The organism is Thalassospira lucentensis (assembly GCF_050516545.1).
Taxonomy (GTDB): domain Bacteria; phylum Pseudomonadota; class Alphaproteobacteria; order Rhodospirillales; family Thalassospiraceae; genus Thalassospira; species Thalassospira lucentensis_C.
In genome coordinates this window covers 2,296,759-2,315,925 of sequence record NZ_CP191544.1, presented here as the reverse complement: position 1 = coordinate 2,315,925, position 19,167 = coordinate 2,296,759, and the positions used below count along the sequence as shown (strand labels likewise).

The 19,167-nt window shown below is 48.3% G+C and carries 15 protein-coding genes and 2 pseudogenes; 7 read left to right on the top strand and 10 right to left on the bottom strand.

What is annotated here, in order from left to right; all coding sequences use genetic code 11:
- Positions 1 to 3: 3 nt before the first annotated feature.
- The 6 genes and pseudogenes from nosZ to ACQ0MK_RS10725 form a co-directional block, all read right to left on the bottom strand.
- Positions 4 to 1,950 carry a TAT-dependent nitrous-oxide reductase gene (gene nosZ, locus ACQ0MK_RS10750; RefSeq protein WP_430472580.1) on the bottom strand — a complete coding sequence of 649 codons (1,947 nt, stop codon included), beginning with the start codon at positions 1,948 to 1,950 and terminating at the stop codon, positions 4 to 6.
- Positions 1,950 to 4,217 carry a 4Fe-4S binding protein gene (locus ACQ0MK_RS10745; protein WP_430472579.1) on the bottom strand — a complete coding sequence of 756 codons (2,268 nt, stop codon included), beginning with the start codon at positions 4,215 to 4,217 and terminating at the stop codon, positions 1,950 to 1,952. Before ACQ0MK_RS10745 ends, nosZ begins: the two co-directional genes overlap by 1 nt.
- Positions 4,218 to 4,221: 4 nt before the next feature.
- A complete protein-coding gene (locus ACQ0MK_RS10740; protein WP_430472578.1) occupies positions 4,222 to 4,602 on the bottom strand; it encodes a hypothetical protein in 381 nt (126 codons plus the stop codon).
- 284 nt (positions 4,603 to 4,886) lie between these two features.
- A pseudogene (locus ACQ0MK_RS10735) lies at positions 4,887 to 5,635 on the bottom strand (IS5 family transposase).
- Between the two features lie 310 nt (positions 5,636 to 5,945).
- Positions 5,946 to 6,718 (bottom strand): annotated as a pseudogene (locus ACQ0MK_RS10730) (IS5 family transposase).
- 180 nt (positions 6,719 to 6,898) lie between these two features.
- Complete coding sequence (locus tag ACQ0MK_RS10725) at positions 6,899 to 7,099, bottom strand: hypothetical protein (protein WP_430472577.1); 201 nt, start codon at positions 7,097 to 7,099, stop codon at positions 6,899 to 6,901.
- A 516-nt stretch (positions 7,100 to 7,615) separates the two neighbouring features.
- Here ACQ0MK_RS10725 and ACQ0MK_RS10720 point away from each other — a divergent pair.
- The 5 genes from ACQ0MK_RS10720 (at position 7,616) to ACQ0MK_RS10700 (ending at position 13,081) form a co-directional block, all read left to right on the top strand.
- Complete coding sequence (locus tag ACQ0MK_RS10720) at positions 7,616 to 8,512, top strand: polysaccharide deacetylase family protein (RefSeq protein WP_430472576.1); 897 nt, start codon at positions 7,616 to 7,618, stop codon at positions 8,510 to 8,512.
- On the top strand, positions 8,509 to 9,687 hold the full coding sequence (locus tag ACQ0MK_RS10715; protein WP_430472575.1) for a hypothetical protein: 1,179 nt from the start codon (positions 8,509 to 8,511) through the stop codon (positions 9,685 to 9,687). Before ACQ0MK_RS10720 ends, ACQ0MK_RS10715 begins: the two co-directional genes overlap by 4 nt.
- Positions 9,688 to 9,762: 75 nt before the next feature.
- The gene (locus ACQ0MK_RS10710) at positions 9,763 to 10,824 is read left to right on the top strand and encodes a GNAT family N-acetyltransferase (protein WP_430472574.1); all 1,062 of its coding nucleotides are present in this window, start codon (positions 9,763 to 9,765) and stop codon (positions 10,822 to 10,824) included.
- 2 nt (positions 10,825 to 10,826) lie between these two features.
- Positions 10,827 to 11,579 carry a class I SAM-dependent methyltransferase gene (locus tag ACQ0MK_RS10705; RefSeq protein WP_430472573.1) on the top strand — a complete coding sequence of 251 codons (753 nt, stop codon included), beginning with the start codon at positions 10,827 to 10,829 and terminating at the stop codon, positions 11,577 to 11,579.
- Between the two features lie 2 nt (positions 11,580 to 11,581).
- Entirely contained in the window at positions 11,582 to 13,081 is a 1,500-nt protein-coding gene (locus ACQ0MK_RS10700; protein ID WP_430472572.1) for a lipopolysaccharide biosynthesis protein, read from the top strand.
- Here the strand turns inward: ACQ0MK_RS10700 and wecB are convergent.
- Genes wecB through ACQ0MK_RS10680 form a run of 4 tightly spaced genes read right to left on the bottom strand, consistent with a single transcriptional unit; the run spans position 13,051 to position 16,758 of the window.
- A complete protein-coding gene (gene wecB / locus ACQ0MK_RS10695; protein WP_430472571.1) occupies positions 13,051 to 14,238 on the bottom strand; it encodes a non-hydrolyzing UDP-N-acetylglucosamine 2-epimerase in 1,188 nt (395 codons plus the stop codon). The two genes, ACQ0MK_RS10700 and wecB, sit on opposite strands and share 31 nt — an antisense overlap.
- On the bottom strand, positions 14,228 to 15,436 hold the full coding sequence (locus ACQ0MK_RS10690) for a glycosyltransferase (RefSeq protein WP_430472570.1): 1,209 nt from the start codon (positions 15,434 to 15,436) through the stop codon (positions 14,228 to 14,230). The genes wecB and ACQ0MK_RS10690 overlap by 11 nt, the downstream gene beginning before the upstream one ends.
- Positions 15,437 to 15,469: 33 nt before the next feature.
- The gene (locus tag ACQ0MK_RS10685) at positions 15,470 to 16,378 is read right to left on the bottom strand and encodes a glycosyltransferase family 2 protein (protein ID WP_430472569.1); all 909 of its coding nucleotides are present in this window, start codon (positions 16,376 to 16,378) and stop codon (positions 15,470 to 15,472) included.
- Positions 16,375 to 16,758 carry an EamA family transporter gene (locus ACQ0MK_RS10680; protein WP_430472568.1) on the bottom strand — a complete coding sequence of 128 codons (384 nt, stop codon included), beginning with the start codon at positions 16,756 to 16,758 and terminating at the stop codon, positions 16,375 to 16,377. Before ACQ0MK_RS10680 ends, ACQ0MK_RS10685 begins: the two co-directional genes overlap by 4 nt.
- 190 nt (positions 16,759 to 16,948) lie before the next feature.
- Here ACQ0MK_RS10680 and ACQ0MK_RS10675 point away from each other — a divergent pair, with 190 nt between their 5' ends.
- Positions 16,949 to 18,052 carry a glycosyltransferase family 4 protein gene (locus ACQ0MK_RS10675; protein ID WP_430472567.1) on the top strand — a complete coding sequence of 368 codons (1,104 nt, stop codon included), beginning with the start codon at positions 16,949 to 16,951 and terminating at the stop codon, positions 18,050 to 18,052.
- On the top strand, positions 18,049 to 19,155 hold the full coding sequence (locus tag ACQ0MK_RS10670) for a glycosyltransferase (protein WP_430472566.1): 1,107 nt from the start codon (positions 18,049 to 18,051) through the stop codon (positions 19,153 to 19,155). Before ACQ0MK_RS10675 ends, ACQ0MK_RS10670 begins: the two co-directional genes overlap by 4 nt.
- Positions 19,156 to 19,167: the final 12 nt, after the last annotated feature.

The following is a 19,167-nucleotide window of genomic DNA, read 5'->3' as shown; positions in this document are numbered from 1 at the left end:
ATCTTAGCTCCGCGGTTCAACAAACATACGTCCGCGCATTTCCATGTGCAGGGCATGACAGAACCACTGGCAGTAGTACCAGTAGACCCCCGGCTTGGACGCAACAAAGGTTGCCGATGCGGTTGCCTGTGGGCCCACCTCAAATGCAACGCCGTGATCGCCCATGGTAAAGCCGTGGGTCAGGTCATCGATGTCATCTATGTTGGTAACAATGACTGTGACCTCGTCACCTTCCTTAACCTTGAAGGACTCAAGGCTAAATGTTGGTGCTGAGGAACTCATATAAACACGGACCTTGTTGCCATCACGAATGACGGTGTCAGCCCAGTCATCGATATCGACACCATCGGCCTCGGCCTGTTCGCGGGTTTTGGCCCACATCGGATCCTGACGGTTCCAGACGCTCAGCGGATTGACCACGGAACGGTGCACAATGATCGAGTCATGGGGTTCGGCAAATGTCGGTCCGTCATGCATCAGAACAAGGTCATCGCCCTCCATCGAGAATAGTTGCTCGTTTTCAGGCTTGAGGGGACCGACATTAAGGAAACGGTCCTTGGAAAACTTGTTCATCGAAATGAACCATTTCCCGTCGGCTTCCAGCGTTTCCCCCATGGAAGTGGAGTTGTGGCCCGGCTGGTAATGGACGTCGACCTTTTTGATGATCGGGTCGACCTGTTCACCGGCGTAGGCCCGCACGGCTTTCTCAATGTTCCATTTGACCACCTGGCTGTCGAGGAACAAGGTTGTCAAAGCATTGCCCTTGCCATCAAAGGCGGTATGTAGGGGGCCAAGCCCCAGTTCCGGCTCGGCGACAACGGCAGAACGCGGTTCTGCCCCGTCATAGAACACAGCATCGAGCTTGGTCACATCAATTACCGAAACGGTGGGGGACAGTTTGCCCGCAATGCAAAGATGTTTCTTGTCCGGTGCCATGTTACAGCCATGCGGACTGTTGGGAACCGGAATGTAACGTGTATAATTTTTGTTCTTGCCTTTGCGGCCGTCGATGACTTTGACGCCGTTCAGTTCAATATAGTCGCCAGCGGCGATGCCTTTCTCGATCTCCTTGATGTTGAACACCACCACATGATCAAGCTCAGATGCAGTCATTTCCGCAAGGTTCATGCCCATTTCCGAATTGTAGCTGGTCGAAAAGGCATATTTTCCTTCGTAATCGGCATCGGTGTTATCGAGGTTGCCCGATACCATGACTTGCCATGCAACTTGCATGTTATCAGCGTCGATCGCTGTATAGAAGTTCACATACTGTGATGGGTCATCAAGCACCTTGCCATCATTGACCATCGGCGTTTCGTCTTCGCCATTGGCAAAGACATAATTGGTGCGTGGCCATTTTTGTGGGCGCAGGCCGTGAATGGCCTTGGCGTTCGGAATTTCAAGAATTTTGTCGGTTTTCATGACATCGCAACGCACACGCGCAACACGTGTGTTTGCCTTATCGTTCATGAACAGGAAACGTCCGTCATATTTGCCCTCGGTGAAGGACATATGGACGTGATGCAAGTCGCCGTTATCATGGATCTTCTTGCCGTTTGCAGCGAGATATTCCTTGGTTTTGGGCAGCATGTTCTCGGTAAGAATGTTCAGGCTTTCATTCGTTTGCCCCCAACCGGTTGCCGAACAGCGATTGAAAACAGGCACACGCATGAATTCGCGCATGGACGGAATGCCAAGAATACGCATTTCACCTGTCTGGCCGGATGACCAGAATCCGTAATATTCATCAAGCTGCCCCGGTGCGAGGCTTGCTTCGGATCCGGTTGAAGCTTGGGCGCTTCCGACCGAAAGGGCTGTTGCAGCACCGGTGGCACCGCCGATCATTGCAAGCCGTGCAGCACCTGCCGCACCGGCAAAAGCAGCACCACCTGCGGCAACGCCGAAAAGATCACGCCGGGAAATTCCGGTTTTCGGTGTGTTGTCAGACATCACGATTTCTCCTTGGGATTTTGCTTAGTCGTTTGGGTCCGGTTCAGCGCTTTTTGTGCGCCTTCCGTGCTCGCCAAGAGGCTTTCCTGCCGCTTGAGCTTTTTGATCACGACCGGACAAATTGTTTTGCTTTGATACAGTACTTGGCAGTGAAGGCAGTTGTGACACTCGTTCGGGTTGATTTCTCCTGTCGGATGGATGGCTTGGACCATGCATTCATGCGCGCAGTTCTGGCAGGGGCTGCCGCATTCCTTGTAGCGTTTGAGCCAGTCAAACATTCGGATGCGTGCCGGGATTGCCAGTGCCGCACCGAGCGGGCACAGATAGCGGCAATAGAAACGCTCGACGAAAAGTCCGGCACCAAGAAGCACAAGGACATAAAGAACAAACGGCCATGCCCGATCAAATTTAAGGATGATGGCGGTCTTGAAAGGTTCGACCTCTGCAAGTTTTTCTGCCTGATCAAGGGACGCCAGCATGGTGCCGAAAAGGCCAAGGAAAATGATGTATTTCAACGCCCAAAGCCGTTCATGTAGCCCCCAAGGTACGGTCCATTGCGGCACGTGGAAGAACTTGGCAATCCGGTTGGTCAATTCCTGTAGGGCCCCGAACGGGCACAACCAGCCGCAATACGCTCCGCGTCCCCAGAAAATCAGGGACGCTGCAACCGAGAACCACAAAATAAAGGTCAGCGGGTCCAGCAGGAAGGCTTCCCAGGTGAAGCCGGTAACCAGCGAATTTGTGAGCGCCATCAGGTTGACGACCGAAAGCTGGGCGTTGGCATACCACCCCAGGAACACAAGCGTCACAGTCAGGAAGCAGATACGGAACCAGAAAGTAAACTTGGCCGAGCGTGTCAGCAGTCCCTGGAAGAAGAATGCAGCGGTCAGGACAACCAGCATGATGCTGAGTACAACAATCTCGACAGCCTTGTCGCGCCAGATCCTGTGCCAAAGGGAGGTTTTGGCTGCCTGTTCGTCATTTGCGAAGTCAGCATTCTTAGATGCATCTGCCTCAGACGCTGGCGGAGTTATCTTGGTAAGGTAGTTGGCGGGCGGCTGCCAGCCGATATCAAAAGTGGTGTAGAGACGTTCAATCGCGCCAATATCACGATGGACAAGAAGTTCCAGCCGCCAAGGCTTTGTGGGTTCAAAGCCGCTTCCTGCCGGGATCTTGAACAGATCCATCTCTGTGAGTGCAGGCGCGCCCTCGGCCATGATGTCACCGACACGGCGATGATTACGGTCACGGAAACGGACCGACATGTCGCCCTGAATAAGCTGTATACGATCAAATAATCCGCCGCGGACATATCCTGATCCCTTAAAGGAATACTGCCCCCGCGCAGTCACAAGAATGGCTTCTTCGCCATCCTTCAGCCATGCCTTCAGATTGTTGTAGCCTCGCTCGCCGAGTGTAGCCTTGCCAATTGCAGGAATGCTGACAAGCGCTACATACATGTCGATAAAGGTTTCTTCGGCTGGATCTTCAATCGGTCGCTTAAGCGCTCTTGGGTCGTCCATCGCAGCAAAAGTGTCGTTAACCTGACCAACATCAAGCGACATACGACGCAGCGTGCCGTCACCAACTAGGGTGAACCAGTCTTCCGGGGCCGTTGCGTCTGTTTTGATTTCAAACTGTGGTACGTTTGAGGTTTCCGGGGCGCTCAGTCCTCCGAGGCCAAGGGAACGGGCAACTTTGATGCCTGACCGCAGAATCGAGTCATCAATGACCATAATGGTGACGGTGGCACCGGAAATGATGTTCAGGTCATGATCTGAAACATTTGTTGCCGCAGCCAAATCAAAGCCGACGTATCCCTCGGTCAATGCAGCAATGCGTGCCTCGGGGATACCGATCAGAACAATTGGCTCGGAATGCTTGACCAGTTTGACACCGATGATCCTAGCATCCTGGTCGACAGCGACCATCACATGGATCGGTTTGCCGGAATAACCGGTGGTCCCCACAAAATCAGAAGTAATGAAAGCCCAACCAATCTGGCCACCATTCTTTAGAACCGGTGCGACGGGGGCATCTTTTTGAATGGGGCCATAGCCGTCAGCACCCTCTACCAGTGATGCGGCGGGTACCTTGTCAATGAATTGTGCCAGAACAGGTTTGTTTTGTGCCAATGCCGGGGAAATGGCCAGCAGCAGCAAAAGAAGGACGGCAATTGCGAAAACCAGAAGCCTTGGCAGACTGGAAGTCGACTGGGGCGAAGGGATCTCTATCGGGACATTTGGTTGGAGGAGTGGCGTTTTCATGAATTCAAACCTTGTGCGGAGGCGCGCGTGCCGTCGCAGGTGTGATGAATGATGCACCTGTGATGTCAAATGACTGCGGAATAATGGTCAGGATGACTGTGCAGCCATGTGCGACCGCACCAATAGTGCTGGGAAGTTTGAATGCAGGTCCGGTTAAACAGTTCGTGCAAGCCGGGCAGTCGCATTGAACAGGTTTAGGAACCTGATTTCCGTTCTGATCAATCAATATCGTTTTTGGAGTTTGGTCAGCAGCACAGATCGTGATCTGGAGAATATCGCCACCGACAGAGTGCTTCGCCACTTGCGCAAAGGCCTGATCTGCGCCCGTTCCCGTCAGGGACAGTGCGACCAGAAGTGAGAGAAATATGCGAAGCATTTTTTCCATAATGCTTCTCATATTCCATTGTGGATTCCTGTTTATTGATACTGGTCAAATGGAAATGAATCTGGCGTTGTATCGATTGCGATAATTGAGTCAGTGTTAACGTTGACCCAAGTTGTTTTCTTCATATGTGGCGTGAGAGCGGAATGGAAAAGTCAGAAAACTCCGCAATCTGTGTTTCTTCCAACCGGACTGACGCAAATGTTCTGAAGCCTGAAGTCGTGTTGCCGTGAGGGACTTTGTGCGGTGGCAGCAGCCCGCAGATGCTATGAGATTAGGGTCTGGACTCAATTGGCCCAACATCTGATTGCGAAAATCCGGACCATATTAAGGAAGTTTTCTGCTGACTTTTCGTATCGGATAGTCAGCCGCCTCATATCCTTCATACGGCAGAAGAAACGCTCAACAAGATTGCGTTTGGCGTAAAGACCCGCGTCATGAGGGATAGGTTTTCCAGCATTTGCCTTGGCGGGGATCACCGGCAAGGCACCTTCATCCTCTATCTCCCGACGGATACGTGCACTGCCATAGGCCTTGTCGGCGACAATGGCCAATGGTGGTTTTGACCAATTCAGGAAGCAGTCGATCATCTTGCTGTCATGGAGTTGTCCGCCACTGATCGCAAGGCGTAACGGGCGACCGAGTACATCTACAGCGGCGTGAACTTTACTTGTCCTGCCGCCGCGTGAGCGTCCAATACCCTCTGCCAGTTCCCCTTTTTTGACCCAACCGCGGCGCGGTGAGCCTTCACTATTGAACTGTCGATAAAGACAAGCGCATCTTCATGTTCTGATGCTAGGGCCTCGAATATCTCGCGCCATATGCCGCGCTCTCCCCAGCGGACATAACGATTATAGACTGTCGTAGGCGGACCATATCTTCCTGGAAGATCCCGCCAGGGCGCGCCGGTTCGAAGAATGTAGAAGATGCCATTAAGAACTGTTCTGTCGTCGCGCCGCTTCAGCCCCCGACCGTCAACAGGAAGAAGCGGAGCAATGATCGCCCATTCTTTATCGCTCAAATCAAATCGTGCCATGTAATAACTCCCTTTCCCAAAGGATGAATCACATTCCGACTATAAATTTCAAGCGTTTCAATTGGGTTCAGACCCTAATTAGGCGTGACTGGTCAAAGGAGGAACGGATCAAAGGTACTGATACCCAAAAACACAATTTGCTAGGCGTAGATCCATATCAAGCCTCCTTACAGGCTAGCCGTGCCACAGAACACGTTCAAGACTTGGCATCTAAACTCTATCGGTTGCAAAGTGCGTAGTCTTTGTTCTTTTCTGAAAATCAAGTTTTGGGAGAATGTCACCTTTTCAGAAACCTAGTAGGTGTTTACATTCATTGACAACATTTGAGCGCGGCGACGAGGTTCAGGAACCCCATATAGTTTCTGGAAAGTTTGCCGTAACGGGTTGCAATACGTCTGAAGTTTTTGATTTTGCTGAAGAAACGTTCAATCATATTGCGCTCTTTGTAGAGTTCTCGGTCGAAAGGCCGCCATTGTGCTGTTGTGGTTCGGCGGGGTACGACAGGTTTTTCTCCGGTCGTGGGGATAGCGTTCATGGCGCATTGACCGTCATAACCTTTGTCCGCCAGCACATAATTTGCCTTCAAACCTTCGAGAAGACCTTCGAGAAGACCTTCGATTTGGGTGATGTCGTTGCGCTCACCACCCGTCAGGATGAAACGTACTGAATTGCCCAAGGCATCGGTGGCTGCATGGACTTTGGTGCTCAGTCCACCTTTGGACCGTCCCAGTGCGTGAGCTTCAAACCGATCTTCGGATTGGGGGCACTTGCACTGTGCTGATGGGCGCGCATGATGGTACTGTCGACCAGGATATACTCAAAGTCGGCATCATCGCTCAACGCTTTGAAAAGGTTCTCCCAAACCCCTTTGCGACACCAGCGATTGAAACGCTGGTAGACCGTGTGCCAGCGGCCAAACTCCTTGGGCAGAACAGGCCAATGTGCTCCTGAGCGCGCCAGCTACAGGACCTCCTCCACGAACAGGCGGTTATCCTGTCCCGTGCGTCCGAGGTCTGTTGCTTTGCCCGGTAACAGTGGAGCCATCCGATCGCAAAGCGCATCACTTAGTTCCTGTCGATCCATTCAGGCTGACCTCCATACAGCCAGAAGCTTGAATCATATTCTCGGCTAAATGGGAATCCTGAATGTAAACATCGCCTAGCATTACAGTTGCATTTGTTTCTGATCTCTGAATCAATAGAGCGTCATGATTCCGAGAAGGCTTGATGGAGCCCATTTTCCGCCTTTGGGAAAACCTATGTCTTAGCGATTGAGGTCATCGCAAGTGTGTTCGAGCTTCCGACCTTCTGCATGATATTCAAAAATCTCGCGAATGATCGTGGCTTGCTCTTCGTTAACCTTGCGCTTGTCACGAATGGGCTCGCCAAACTCGTCAAGCGCGTGAAACCAGATCGTACCTGTAAAGCTGGCCGCTTGGTACGCCGCCGCGCAAGACCGCCGCAATCACACCTCTGTGGTTTTTTCTAAAAGGTCTTTGAAATAGAGCGCATTCATCATTTTTTTTCAGGCCACTATGCAGCTCGTCAGGCCTAGTAGCTTGGTCCGAAAAGGTTCAAATCCACCCCCCGCAACCAACTTTAAATAAGCTCGCCCCAGTGGCGGACTTTTTAATGTCTGGTAGGTGGGGTAGGTGGACTTGAAACTTATGTTCAAACCAAGTAAAGCAGAGCTCTGAGCAGGTTCAGCGGAGGGGAAGCCTCTAGCTAAATCCTACAGAGAAAAAACTCAGGATGACTACGTCGCATAGTAATATTTCAGGTAGGAGTAATTAAAAAGGCAGGAATGTTCATTGCAAAACAAGCATTTACCGTCAGGTTTCCTTGACTACAGAAACCAGTTAAGTGATATGGGTATAAATATATCTTCGTGTTTTATTTGCAAAATAGAGTTGCAAGCTTATCGGGAACCTTTTCCCGCTTGACATCCTGTCTAGCAGAACAGTGGAAGAAAGAGTCTTTCATGATCGATAAACTAACCGGTCTAATTTTACGGTCAGCTTTGAGAATTAATCCTCCCCTCTATAAATCTCGTTTAGCAAGATGGGCGCAGGAAAACGATCTGCAGCGACCGGCTGTCGTTCTTTCCTTTGATTGCGACACTGATCGGGATGCTAAGGCAGCGCTTTCTTTGCAAACTGTTTTCTTCAAAGCCGGAATCCCGGCCCTTTATGCGGTTCCAGGTGAACTATTGAGGGACCATTGGAGTATTTACCAACAGTTGCCTCGCCTTGGTGGAAAGTTTATTAATCACGGTTTCCGTCGTCACGCTGCAGTGGATCCAGATACAGGGAGAGTGTATTCAACTTTAAGCTACAAGGGGTTGTCGGAGAATGCTTGGAGGGAGGATATTCGAAAAGGTCATGAAAATATTACGGAACTGACAGGTGAAGCTCCAACCATTTTTCGAACACCACATTTCGGAGAGTTTTGCCAGCCGAAACAATTGAAACTATTATACGATTGGTTGAGTAAATTAGGCTATACCTATTCGAGTTCAGTTACCCCACGTTTTGCGGTGCATCATGGCAGCCAGTATGAACCGACGAATGGGTTGGTTGAGACCCCTCTTTCAGGATGCTTAGCCAAACCAGCTCAACTGATTGATTCATGGGGGTTTGTTTCTGCGCCTGATGCATTAGGGGTCGAACAGCTTGTTCAGGCTTTGCAGCAATATCTTGATTTGTTTGAATGTGAAACTCCTCTTCTACTGAATATCTATTTTGATCCTGCAGACATTGTAGGAGAAACTCAGGTAATTGATTTATTGGTCTCTTTTGCATCTTGGGCCCAACCAGATTATCAAGCAGTGACAGTTGGGTTGAAGGAAAGATCTTTGGTTGAGGTGAAAAGAGGGTGACGCGAAAATTACTGGTCATAGGTTACTGTTTTCCGCCAACAGCGTCACCGGAGGCGTTTGTTACAGCGAAATTGCTCCATCACCTGTCTAGACAGAAAAACATAAGTGTCGACGTTATTTCTTTGGAAGCTCTTGCTGTCGCGGGATACAGTGATTTTGAGGCAGGGCGCTATGCTAAGGAACATCTAAACCATCTTGAAGAAATTGCCCAACCGCAATTGGTTAGATGGATGACGGGACTATCAAGACTGCCGTTACGCCCGGACCGCTGGGTTCTGATGCATTGTGTTGTGAAACGCAGAGCAAGAGAGATGATCTGTGCGAACAATTATGATGTACTAATAACAAGGTCTCAATATCACTCAGCCCATCTTGTAGGGTTAGACCTAAAAAAAGAATTTCCTGATTTACCTTGGATTGCGTGCTTTTCAGATCCTTGGAGCGGTGCAGACCATCAGAAGACGATCCCTTTATTTTCATCTTGGAGTACAAGGCAAGAGAGAAAAGTTCTTGAGGCGGCAGACAGGTTAGTTTTTCCAACTGACGGCTTGCGTGACTTTATGACGAATGCGTTGTTTCGACTTATAAGTAAGTCCATAACGCTTCCGCACAGTTTCGATCCTGCCCTATATGCTGTTGATGAACATTTAGCTAGGTTTGATGGAGCAGAAGAAAATCCGGTTGATGAAGTTATCAGGTTTCGACTCTTTGGCTCATTCTATGGTGCCCGTCATCCCGAGATTTTGCTCAAAGCATTAGATCACATAAAAGTACCGAAGGGTAAAAGGGTATCCTTTGAGATCTATGGAAACCCGCATGAGGCTTATAAAGGGTATAATGGACAGCGTTCATCTGCTTCTAGCGACAAGGTAGAGGTGGGCTATATGGGTATTGTGCCCCATACTGAAGCGTTGCGACTGATGGGTGAGGCTGACTTCCTCGTTACCATTGACGCTCCGCAGGACGGGGTAAGCTTTTATTTACCGTCAAAACTTGTTGATTATATTGGTAGTGGGTCGGCCTTAGTTGCTATTTGTAGTGAGGGCACCGTCGCCAGGTTAACAGAATCTGCAGGGGGCACAGTCATTAAAAACTTCGACCCCGCAGAGATCGCAGACACGTTCCAAAGATTGATTGACTTCCCTGAAGAAGGCAAAAAAAAAGTCAATGATTGATACGCATGTTTTCGAAAGTGGTAATGTTGCTAAGATGATGGCGAAGCAGATTGAAGCTCTGATACAGGATCGCATATGTTCGACATCTGTTTGATCAGAGAGCGGGAACTGGAAAAAGTTCGTCAAGCTGCATGCGATTGGGACACATGTTGGGCGTGGCATGATCCAGTACTGCAGGTTGCTAGGGCGCAATGGCGGAATACAACGGATCTTGGTTTTTTAGTTCTCGACAAGACACGTGGTGATAAAATTTTGGCGATTGTGCCGCTTGTGCTGGTGCTGCCGCATAAATTTTCTACTTTTACAGGTGGATACTTGGAAAGTACAGGGGGACCGGCAATTGACCCAAATTTACCTGCAAAAACAGTTGGGAAAACGTGGCGCACAATTCTTGCTCATTTTAAAGATACGGCGAAGAATTTTGGCAGTCGTCGGTTAGACATATCTTGTCCCCCCCTTTCTCGATCACAGTTGCTTGCCCAAAAGGCTACTGTAAATCCGCTATGTCATCTTCCTGTAAGTGACAGTTCTAGTCAAACTTGGATTCTGCAACTTGACGATAAAAGTGAAGATGACTTGTGGCGAAACCTTGAGCATCGGAGCCGAAAACAAATCAATAAGGGCCTTCGGCAAGAGTTGTCCCATGAATGGATAAAACCGTCGCCAACATTGTTAGAGACCTATATGGCTCTGCATGAACAAACCTGTAAGCGAAATAAAATCCCCTCCCATCCAGAAGAATACTTCCAGCAAATATTCGGTCGGATTTCGCTGGAAGGTTTAGCTAGAACAGGGATCATCCGGCGCAAATCAAAAGTTATTGCCATACAGAATTTTCTTCGGTGGCAGGATACCGCTTTGTACTGGACTACTGCCTGTGAAGATCAAGCTCTACAACTATGTGCCAATGATTTTGGTATGTGGCATGCAATTCTTGCGTTGAAACGTGAAGGGGTGGTTTGGTTGGAATGTGGAGAGGCCTTTCCCGGAGCACAGTCTGGTAAACTTAAAGGACTTAATGATTTCAAAAAATCTTTTGGTGGAACGCTGTATCCTTACTTTCGCGGAACAATGAACACCCGCCCAGTTATTGAGTCAATTTACAATGTCATTCGTCATGTTCGCAAAGGCTGTTAATTATGATGAGTGAGAGAAACGACGCTGCTCATTTTGATGCTCGAGCTGCAAGATATGAAACGGAGATTGGTGAGGATTATCCTCAATGGCTCAAATGGCATTTACTACAGAAATACAGTCAAAGTGGCAGTCTCGTTGCGGATATCGGTGGTGCGAGCGGCCGCCATGCAGTCAACCTCGCAGAAAGTGGACGAAAGGTTTATAGCTTAGACTTGAGTGAGGGGATGTTAAGGCAAATGCAAAAATTACCCGCATGGAAGAAGTTACCAGCTTCAAACCGTCCTCACGCGGTCGTTTGTCGAGGGCAGGATTTGCCTATTTCCGATAGTTCGTTCGATCTGTGTTGTTGTTTTGCCACCTTGCTTCTTATGTCAGACCAGACCCAAGCCATAAGGGAACTGGTACGTATCGCCCGTCCGGGGGGGTACGTCATTTTGGATGTCGGGATGAGGTTCAATATAGGCTGGCTGTATTGGAGACGGTTTTACCGTAAGCAGGGTTTTTCTGGTATTTACCCTTTGTCGATGCAACAGGTTACCAACTTAGCAAGTACAATGAATTGTGACATCGTTGAAAATGTTGCAACAGGTATGTTAAGCCAGATGCTCTATATCCCCTTTTTGGAGCAGCATACGCCATTGCGGAAATGGATACATAAAGAAGGAGATCATCCTGATTTGGATGGTCGTTGTACCCGTTTATTCCCGATGTTCGCAAACCGTCGTTATATTGTTCTGAAAAGAGCTATGGAGTAAGGATGAGAACGTCTCTTATCAAAAAAGTTTTGGCTAGTGATCTTGGCCAACGCTTTCTGGTCGAGGGACTTGCGCGTGGTACGGCATTAATGCTGGTTCCGCTGCTCTCGTGGTCCATGGGGGCGATTGCATGGGGTGGGTATAGCCAAACAATCAGTCTATCTTTTGCTTTTGTTCCGCTTGTGTCTGCGGGGCTCGGTTTTTCCTTGATTCGTAGTTTGGCTGGTGAAAGGAACAGTGTGCATGCGGTGCCTTTGTTATCCCTTTCAATCGGAATTATAACCGCATTATGCTTATTTGTAGCCGCTGCTTTATTATATTGCGGGCCGCAGCTTCTGGCGTGGCTATCCTTTCCTGACTTCTTGGTCTCTTCATTGTGGTTGGGCCTCATCGTTTTATTATCTTGGGTGTCTGCAATGGATGCGGTAATTCAGGAGTTCTTGCGGGCACAACAAAATGTTCCTTTATCGGTCAGACTGCAATTCATAACGGCAGTAGTACATTTGGGATGCCTTGCTCTGCTCTCTTTGTCGGGTAGTGTATCCATACATACTGCTATTGGTGCCTTGCTGCTGGCACGCTTTGCTACGGTGGGATACGGCCTGATGGTTGTATATCGTGTCAAATTTCCAGAGCAGAAACTGCCGGAGAATTGGCGACGATTAGCAATATCGGGTATTCCATTTATGATTGCAGGTCTCGCTGAATGGGCTAGCAATATGGGCGATAGGCTTCTAGTGGGCTATTTTTTGGGGTCAGAAGCTGTTGCGCTATATTCTGCTATTTTGCTGTTGTTATCATTACTGATCGCATGTGGTGCGCCGTTCTGGTGGTTGCTATTTCCTGCAATGGTTTCGGCAGAAAAGTCCACTGGAACTGATCTTTTGATCCAGACTGTAAAAAGGTACAGCCTTGATTACCTGTGTTTGGCGTTGGCCGTGGGGGGGCTTGTTGTTGTTGTCGCGGAACCTTTGCTTTCGTTGATGCTGGACATGAAGATATCGGGAGTGACAAGGCTTGTTCTATTGATGGCCTTGGTTTTGCTGTTGAATCAATTAACCACGGCGTGGGAATATTTTTTGGTGCTAAGAACGGGGGGCAAAAGATTGATGGCAATTGCTTTGCTCGTAAGTCTTTTGGGGCCAGGTCTTGGAATTCTAGTCGCTCCGGTTTGGGGAGTTGAGGGAATTGCCGCTGTTTTACTATTTTCTCGTTTGGTTGCTTCTGCAAGCTTTGGGGGGATTGCTTGGCAGTCAGGTTTTCGAGATTGGCCTCTTGCTAAAGGAGAAGCTTTGTTCTTGCTGCTTGCTGTGACCGTTGCTTCTGCCTGCGCACTCCTGATTTCTCTAGATACTTGGGATCCAGTCGAGTCAATTGCGTTTCGCGCCAGTATTTTTGTTGTGATTTACTGTTGTTTTCTGTTGATATGGTGGAAAATCCTTCGACAGGAGCATGTTGAGCCCGTTAATGCTTACTCCGATGAGACAAAAGACTTCACGTGATGTGCAATTTTTTTGGATGATCGTCCGTTCCCCTGCATATTCTGCCAAACCTTGACTGACTTCTTGTCTACAGGGGTGTTGAGGAAATGTTCAAAGGATGAAAGCAACCCTCGACCATCTGCTCCAGCGAGCAGTCCCAGTCCCAAATCAATAACTTCTTGGCGTTCTGTACAGTCCCTAATGATGATAACGGGAACACCAGAATACGGGGCTTCTTCTTGAAGGCCACCTGAGTCAGTGATAACCATCTGTGCTCCGGAAACAAGAGGAGCAAGTTGGTGGAATGGCAATGGATCACAAAATAGTATAGGTGACTGACCGCGATGCCCCATATGTCTGACGACAGTAGATTTAACGGCAGGATTGGGGTGCAACGGCCATACAACTTGCAAGTCGGGATAGGCAGCCATGGCTGACTTAAGGGACTGACAAAAAAGATCTAGAGCCCCATGTAACGACTCTCGGCGATGCATCGTTACAATCACCCAAGGCTTTGTTATATCAAGGCCAGGGATGTGGAGGGGTTCTGTGCTGTTTTGTTTGAGCGTGTTTACAAGACTATCAATACCGGGATTACCTACAATGTGAATGCGGTCGGCGGAAATACCCTCTTCCAAAAGATTAGTCCGAGATAACGTTGTAGGGGCCAAATGCCAAGTGGCTATCCGGGAAATCATCTGACGTAGGCCCTCTTCTGGCCACGGATTATGGGTGTTATGGGTTCGTAAGCCTGCTTCAATATGGACAATCGGAATCATGTTCAAATAGGCAGCCATGGCTCCGCCAAAAGCTGAAACTGTGTCTCCTTGCACAATGACGAGTTCTGGGCGGTGCTCCTTAAAGGCATGATCGGAAGCTGACACAACCCTTCGCTGTATTTCGGATGCGCTTTGCGCGTGGGTCATTAAGTCAAAATCATAATCTACTCGGACATGCAATGCATTTGTTGCTTGCTGCAATAGGCTTCTATGCTGCCCAGTGGAATAAACACGGACGAAATTGTCGCCAAGAAGTTGACGGATTTCTTGGATCACAGGAGCCAGCTTGATAAATTCTGGACGCGTTCCAGCGATTACTGCTATTGAGGGGGGGATGTGTCTGTCAAAGCAAGAACCGTCGTTAGAGTTGTGAACGACTGGGTGGCGGCTAGGGCCCATATTTAGGATCCTCTGAGAGTGCGCGAGCAGAAGGGTAGAAATTTTGTTCTCCAGTTTCTAGCAAATCGGCCATCGCTACTCCAGCCTTGTTTGGATCAAAATGTTCAAGCAAGGCTGATCGTGTCTGGTCGCCTAAAATTTTCATTCTTTCTGGCTCATTCGTAAGATCACGTAATATGTCCCCATATGAACGACTTGATGTTGTCCATATTATTGGTACTTGGGTTAGTTCTGGAGGAATGGCGATTGGTAGAGGATTCTGGACAATAGGCAAACCAGAAAGGCCTGCCTCTATTAAAGTTTTAGGGATTTCTGCGTAAGCCGTCCAACCCATGTAAATGTTGTAATGATCTAGTTTGCTCAGCAATTGCTCATTATGCATCTGGGGGATATGCAAAATTTGATCGAGCAGTCCATTCTTCGCTGCAAACGCTAGAACTAGAGCGACTTCAGGGCCGTCTCCAACGATCGTTAAATGCCAATTCCGTTCTTTCGCAAGGGCTGAGAGTATAGGGAATGCATTTTTGCCTGGAACCTGCCGACCAAAGGTTATGATTTTGACAGGGGGTCTATCATCAAATTGTTTTTTTTTGTGAGACTTGTTGGTCGCCACTGCGTTGGGGATGACAAAAGTTTTGTGTATATAGGATGCACTTATTGCTGCTAACGCGGGGCTGTAGACTGGTATAAGATAGTCTAGGTGCTGTTGGGCATAAATACGCGCGCGGCCCTCAAATAGATCCATTAGTCGGGCTTTTAGACCTTTATTACGGCGAGCAGGGTCAATTGTGCATGTTGTATGGATGCTGGCAACAGAGCGGCAACCTAAGATGTGCCCTAGAATTACAGCACATTTTCCAGCAAGGCCATCCCCATATGCTCGTACGGCCAAAGGTCTTTGACTGGCTATGTCTGGTGGAATGCATGCTTTCATCAATCTGCGGACTAACAGCGAGTGGAAACCACAAGTTATGAGAAGCGATAGCGGGGTAATTAATTTTGCATTTATATACTCAACCTTTTCCGTTCCAGCCAGCTTGACAAGATCTGCCTGTAACGGATTATCAGGAGCTAATCCAATTATAACAATGTGGTCAAAACGCTTGTCTGGATTAAAATAACCCGGAGTAACTTCCCCTTTGGTAACCCATTCAGATATCCGAGTTGCAAGTACAACGATCAACAGCTTCGTGGTCATCGTAGATTGAGCGATCGATATGAGTGCTTGGCTTTACTTGTCAGCATGAGTGACCTGCTTGCGTAAGGGGGTAGTTTCGTTTTTTTGGCGGCGTAGTATAGCCAGCTGTTCCGAAACTAAACCGAAGCAAAAGAAAATTATTCCTGAAACAGATAACAAAACGCTGGAACCAAAAACCCCACCCTGTTCTTTTATTTGGTAAATACCAATAGCAATCCCAACCAAGAATGTCACAAGTGCCAGCGGAAAGAAAAAACGCTGAGGACTAAACATAATCAGAATGCGCATCATGATGTTGATAAATCTAAAAAAGTCGCTCATTGGGCTGATGCCACTACTGCCGTGCTTGCGGGCTTGGATATTACTGATAGGAACATACTTAACGAAATGTCGCCCAAGGATCAGAGCCATTGTAATCGTTGTTGGATAACTGTAACGCGCCGGGAATAGATGAATGTATTCCAATAAAACCTCTTTCTTAATCGCTCGAAACCCACTTGTTAAATCGTCGATTTGATGTTGAGCAATCCAACTTCCCAAATGGTTCAGAACATAGTTCCCTAAATTGCGAAACTTAGAGGTTTTTGATTGTGTCGTTCGCGCTCCAACTGCCATATCGTACTCATCGAGATAGCTGACCAACTCGGGTATATTCTCCGGTGGATGTTGTCCATCTGCATCAATCATAACTACGACATCCCCGCTGGCATGCAGGCTTCCTGACGTAACGGATGCTCCATTCCCCAGATTATAGGCATGGCGTATGACCATAGCTCCCGCTGCTGCGGCGTTGGTGGCAGTTTTGTCGTTGGACCCGTCGTCAACAACAACAACCTCATAGTCTGGGTTCACGGTTAAAATTCGAGATACAATACCTGCAATCGTCTGCTCTTCATTCAGTGCGGGAATTACTACTGAGACCTTGTACGGATCCTGCTTCATACGCTGCGTCCAATAATGATCAATCCTGAAGCTATCATCCCAATACCAATCCACCGAACAGGCGGGATGGGCTCTTGGAATAGCAAAAATGCGACTAAAACGACCATTACATATGCACAGGCACTTACGCTAATTGCAATGTTCAACGGCGTTAAGGAAAGAGAGATGAACCAAAAAACTGCGGCCAATCCATATGACATCACACCCAAAATGACATTTGGAGAGGTCACAACATGCGACAGAACTTCCTTCTTCCAAGCCAATTCAATTTCGTCGGCCCCTCGTTTCAGAAAAATATTGCCACCAATTGTGAAGACCAAAAAAACGGTCAAAAACATAACTGATTTCATTTTTCCGGGTCCAAATTTCTGAATTGTCATGCTGAGGTTAGGTTCTGCAAGTCCTTCAGGACTTTAGCATTTTCTCAAGTGAAAGGGCAATGCCGTTGATATATATTGATTGGAAAGGTATTACCTTAAACGCGGGATAGATAGCTGTTTTGTGATTGGTGAGGCTAAGCGCTCGTATCTAAGCGTATTTTGAGAGTTCAGGGAAGGAACGACGACAGCTATGTGGAAGATCGCTTTTCCTTTCGTGGGAGACTCTGTAGGTGGATCCCATGTATCCGCTCTTTCTCTCATCCAAGCTTTGCCGACCGATAAGGTTGAAGCCCGGTTGGTCATACATGAGGAAGGTCCATTGACATCATATTGTGATCGATTGGGCTTGCCTTACGAAGTTGTGGATCTTCCGTTTGTTGGTGCAGCTGGCGGACTGAGAGCCCTCCAGCAATTGACTTTTTCAGCGCCGCAGTTGGCCTTGTGGTTGCGCAGCCGCAATATTGATCTGGTTCATGCTAATGATGGCCGAATGATCCATTCTTGGATGCCTGCTGCGGCACTGGCAGGATTGCCAAGATTGGCGCATCGCCGCACGAAATGGGCTCCATCACGAATTAGCGACAGATTATTTGGTTTTGCTGAAAGAATTGTAACGATATCTGACTTTGTTTATGAAACAGTTCCGCCGGCTCTCAAGGCAAAGACTTGTATCATTTCCAATCCTGTCGATTTTCCTGGCTTCGAGAAGGATAAGGGGCAATCTTCGTTGCGGAAGGTCACAAGAAATGATGATCCTGTAGTGATGTTCGTTGGGACCCATCAAGAACAGAAACAGCCGCATATTTTCATTGAGGCCGCAGCCAGAATTGTGGACGAGCGTCCTCGAACAAATTTTGTACTAGCGGGTAGAAAAACTGAACTGACAAGCACACTGGAGGCTCAGGCCCTCAGATTGGGGATCGGGGACCGAGTGTTCTTTACGGGATATAGTGAGCACGTATTGCTGTGGCTTGCTGGTGCGGATGGGTTGATCGCACCGGCCATAAATGAGGGCCACGGACGTTCTTTGCTTGAGGCGATGCAGGCAGGGATACCAGTAGTTGCGTCAAATTCTGGCGGGCATGTAGAAGCCCTGGGAAATGGTCGGTGGGGTGATTTAGTGGATGCCGGTGACAGCGATGCCATGGCGAAGGCTATGCTAGATCGATTGCGGTATTCTAAAGTAAATCTTGCTCGCTGTGAAATGGCAGCTAAACACGCTCGGTGTGCTTATAGCTCAGCCTGTCATGCGAGGCATATGTTCTCGATTTACCAAGAGATGCTGGTATTATGAAACAAGGCGTGACCTTTGTTGTCGAAAGTATGGGCGGTGGAGGGGCTCAGCAGGTAATTGCTCACTTGATCCGCCATTGGTCGGCTAGAGGGGTTGAAGTTGCACTGATTACCTTTCAGGGACAGGAAGAAGACAAGGTTGAATTGCCCAAAGAAATTACACGAGTTATCCTTGATGGGCAGGGTGCCATGAAAAGCAGTAATGCGTTTCAGGCTATTTTTTTCAATCTTCGACGTCTTTGGAAATTGCGTCGAGCCGTAAATTTACTTGAACATCATACCGTTTTCCCCTTTGTCGGAACAACTTTGGTCTTGACGATTTTGGCCCTATTCATGTCTGGAAAAAGGGTGGTTGCCTGTGAACGTAATGATCCGGGCCGACAGAGTTTGGGCAAATCGTGGAATGTGATGAGATGGCTTGTTACTCGCTTTGCCTGGAAAGTGACGGCAAATTCTAGAGGTGCGCTGGAATCTATGAGTGGCTGGGTTCCAGCAAGCAAGCTTGTTTGGGTCCCGAATCCTATTCGTCGTGATAACTCTAGAATGAAATATGTTTCGGACCGTCCATTCGTTCTCGCTGTTGGGCGTTTGAACAAACAAAAAGCCTATGATGTTTTACTTGAAGCCTTTGCAGAGTTTTTGACTGCAAACGCAGAATGGAATTTGGTGATTTTGGGGGAGGGGCCAGAATACTCGCATTTACAGCGCCTGATTTGTGATTTTGGACTTGAGGATTGTGTCTTCATGCATGGATATAAAGATCCATTTGCTTATTATCGAACTGCTCAAATGATGGTGCAGGCCTCTCGTTACGAAGGGTTGCCAAACACTGTGCTAGAGGCGATGAGCTGTGCCTGTCCGGTGATTGTTACGGACAGTCAGACAGGACTGAAGGGGATAGTTACAGACAGAAGAACAGGTTTAGTAGTGCCTGCAAATGATGTCGCAGCACTTGCTGAAGCTATGAAATCGCTCGCTAGTCGATCTGGTTTGGCGCAAGAAATAGGGCAGGCAGGTTGCGCGGAAGTTGCTGTATTTTCCGATGGACATGTCATGGAAATCTGGGATCAGTTGATTACGGTTGGCCCTCAGGTAGAGGAATGAAACAGGATCTTC

What these genes read in the sequence shown, in the direction of transcription:
- nosZ (WP_430472580.1), bottom strand. Translation starts at nt 1,950, where the DNA reads ATGTCTGACAACACACCGAAAACCGGAATTTCCCGGCGTGATCTTTTC.
- ACQ0MK_RS10745 (WP_430472579.1), bottom strand. Translation starts at nt 4,217, where the DNA reads ATGAAAACGCCACTCCTCCAACCAAATGTCCCGATAGAGATCCCTTCG.
- ACQ0MK_RS10740 (WP_430472578.1), bottom strand. Translation starts at nt 4,602, where the DNA reads ATGGAAAAAATGCTTCGCATATTTCTCTCACTTCTGGTCGCACTGTCC.
- ACQ0MK_RS10720 (WP_430472576.1), top strand. Translation starts at nt 7,616, where the DNA reads ATGATCGATAAACTAACCGGTCTAATTTTACGGTCAGCTTTGAGAATT.
- ACQ0MK_RS10710 (WP_430472574.1), top strand. Translation starts at nt 9,763, where the DNA reads ATGTTCGACATCTGTTTGATCAGAGAGCGGGAACTGGAAAAAGTTCGT.
- ACQ0MK_RS10705 (WP_430472573.1), top strand. Translation starts at nt 10,827, where the DNA reads ATGATGAGTGAGAGAAACGACGCTGCTCATTTTGATGCTCGAGCTGCA.
- ACQ0MK_RS10700 (WP_430472572.1), top strand. Translation starts at nt 11,582, where the DNA reads ATGAGAACGTCTCTTATCAAAAAAGTTTTGGCTAGTGATCTTGGCCAA.
- wecB (WP_430472571.1), bottom strand. Translation starts at nt 14,238, where the DNA reads ATGGGCCCTAGCCGCCACCCAGTCGTTCACAACTCTAACGACGGTTCT.
- ACQ0MK_RS10690 (WP_430472570.1), bottom strand. Translation starts at nt 15,436, where the DNA reads ATGACCACGAAGCTGTTGATCGTTGTACTTGCAACTCGGATATCTGAA.
- ACQ0MK_RS10685 (WP_430472569.1), bottom strand. Translation starts at nt 16,378, where the DNA reads ATGAAGCAGGATCCGTACAAGGTCTCAGTAGTAATTCCCGCACTGAAT.
- ACQ0MK_RS10680 (WP_430472568.1), bottom strand. Translation starts at nt 16,758, where the DNA reads ATGACAATTCAGAAATTTGGACCCGGAAAAATGAAATCAGTTATGTTT.
- ACQ0MK_RS10675 (WP_430472567.1), top strand. Translation starts at nt 16,949, where the DNA reads ATGTGGAAGATCGCTTTTCCTTTCGTGGGAGACTCTGTAGGTGGATCC.
- ACQ0MK_RS10670 (WP_430472566.1), top strand. Translation starts at nt 18,049, where the DNA reads ATGAAACAAGGCGTGACCTTTGTTGTCGAAAGTATGGGCGGTGGAGGG.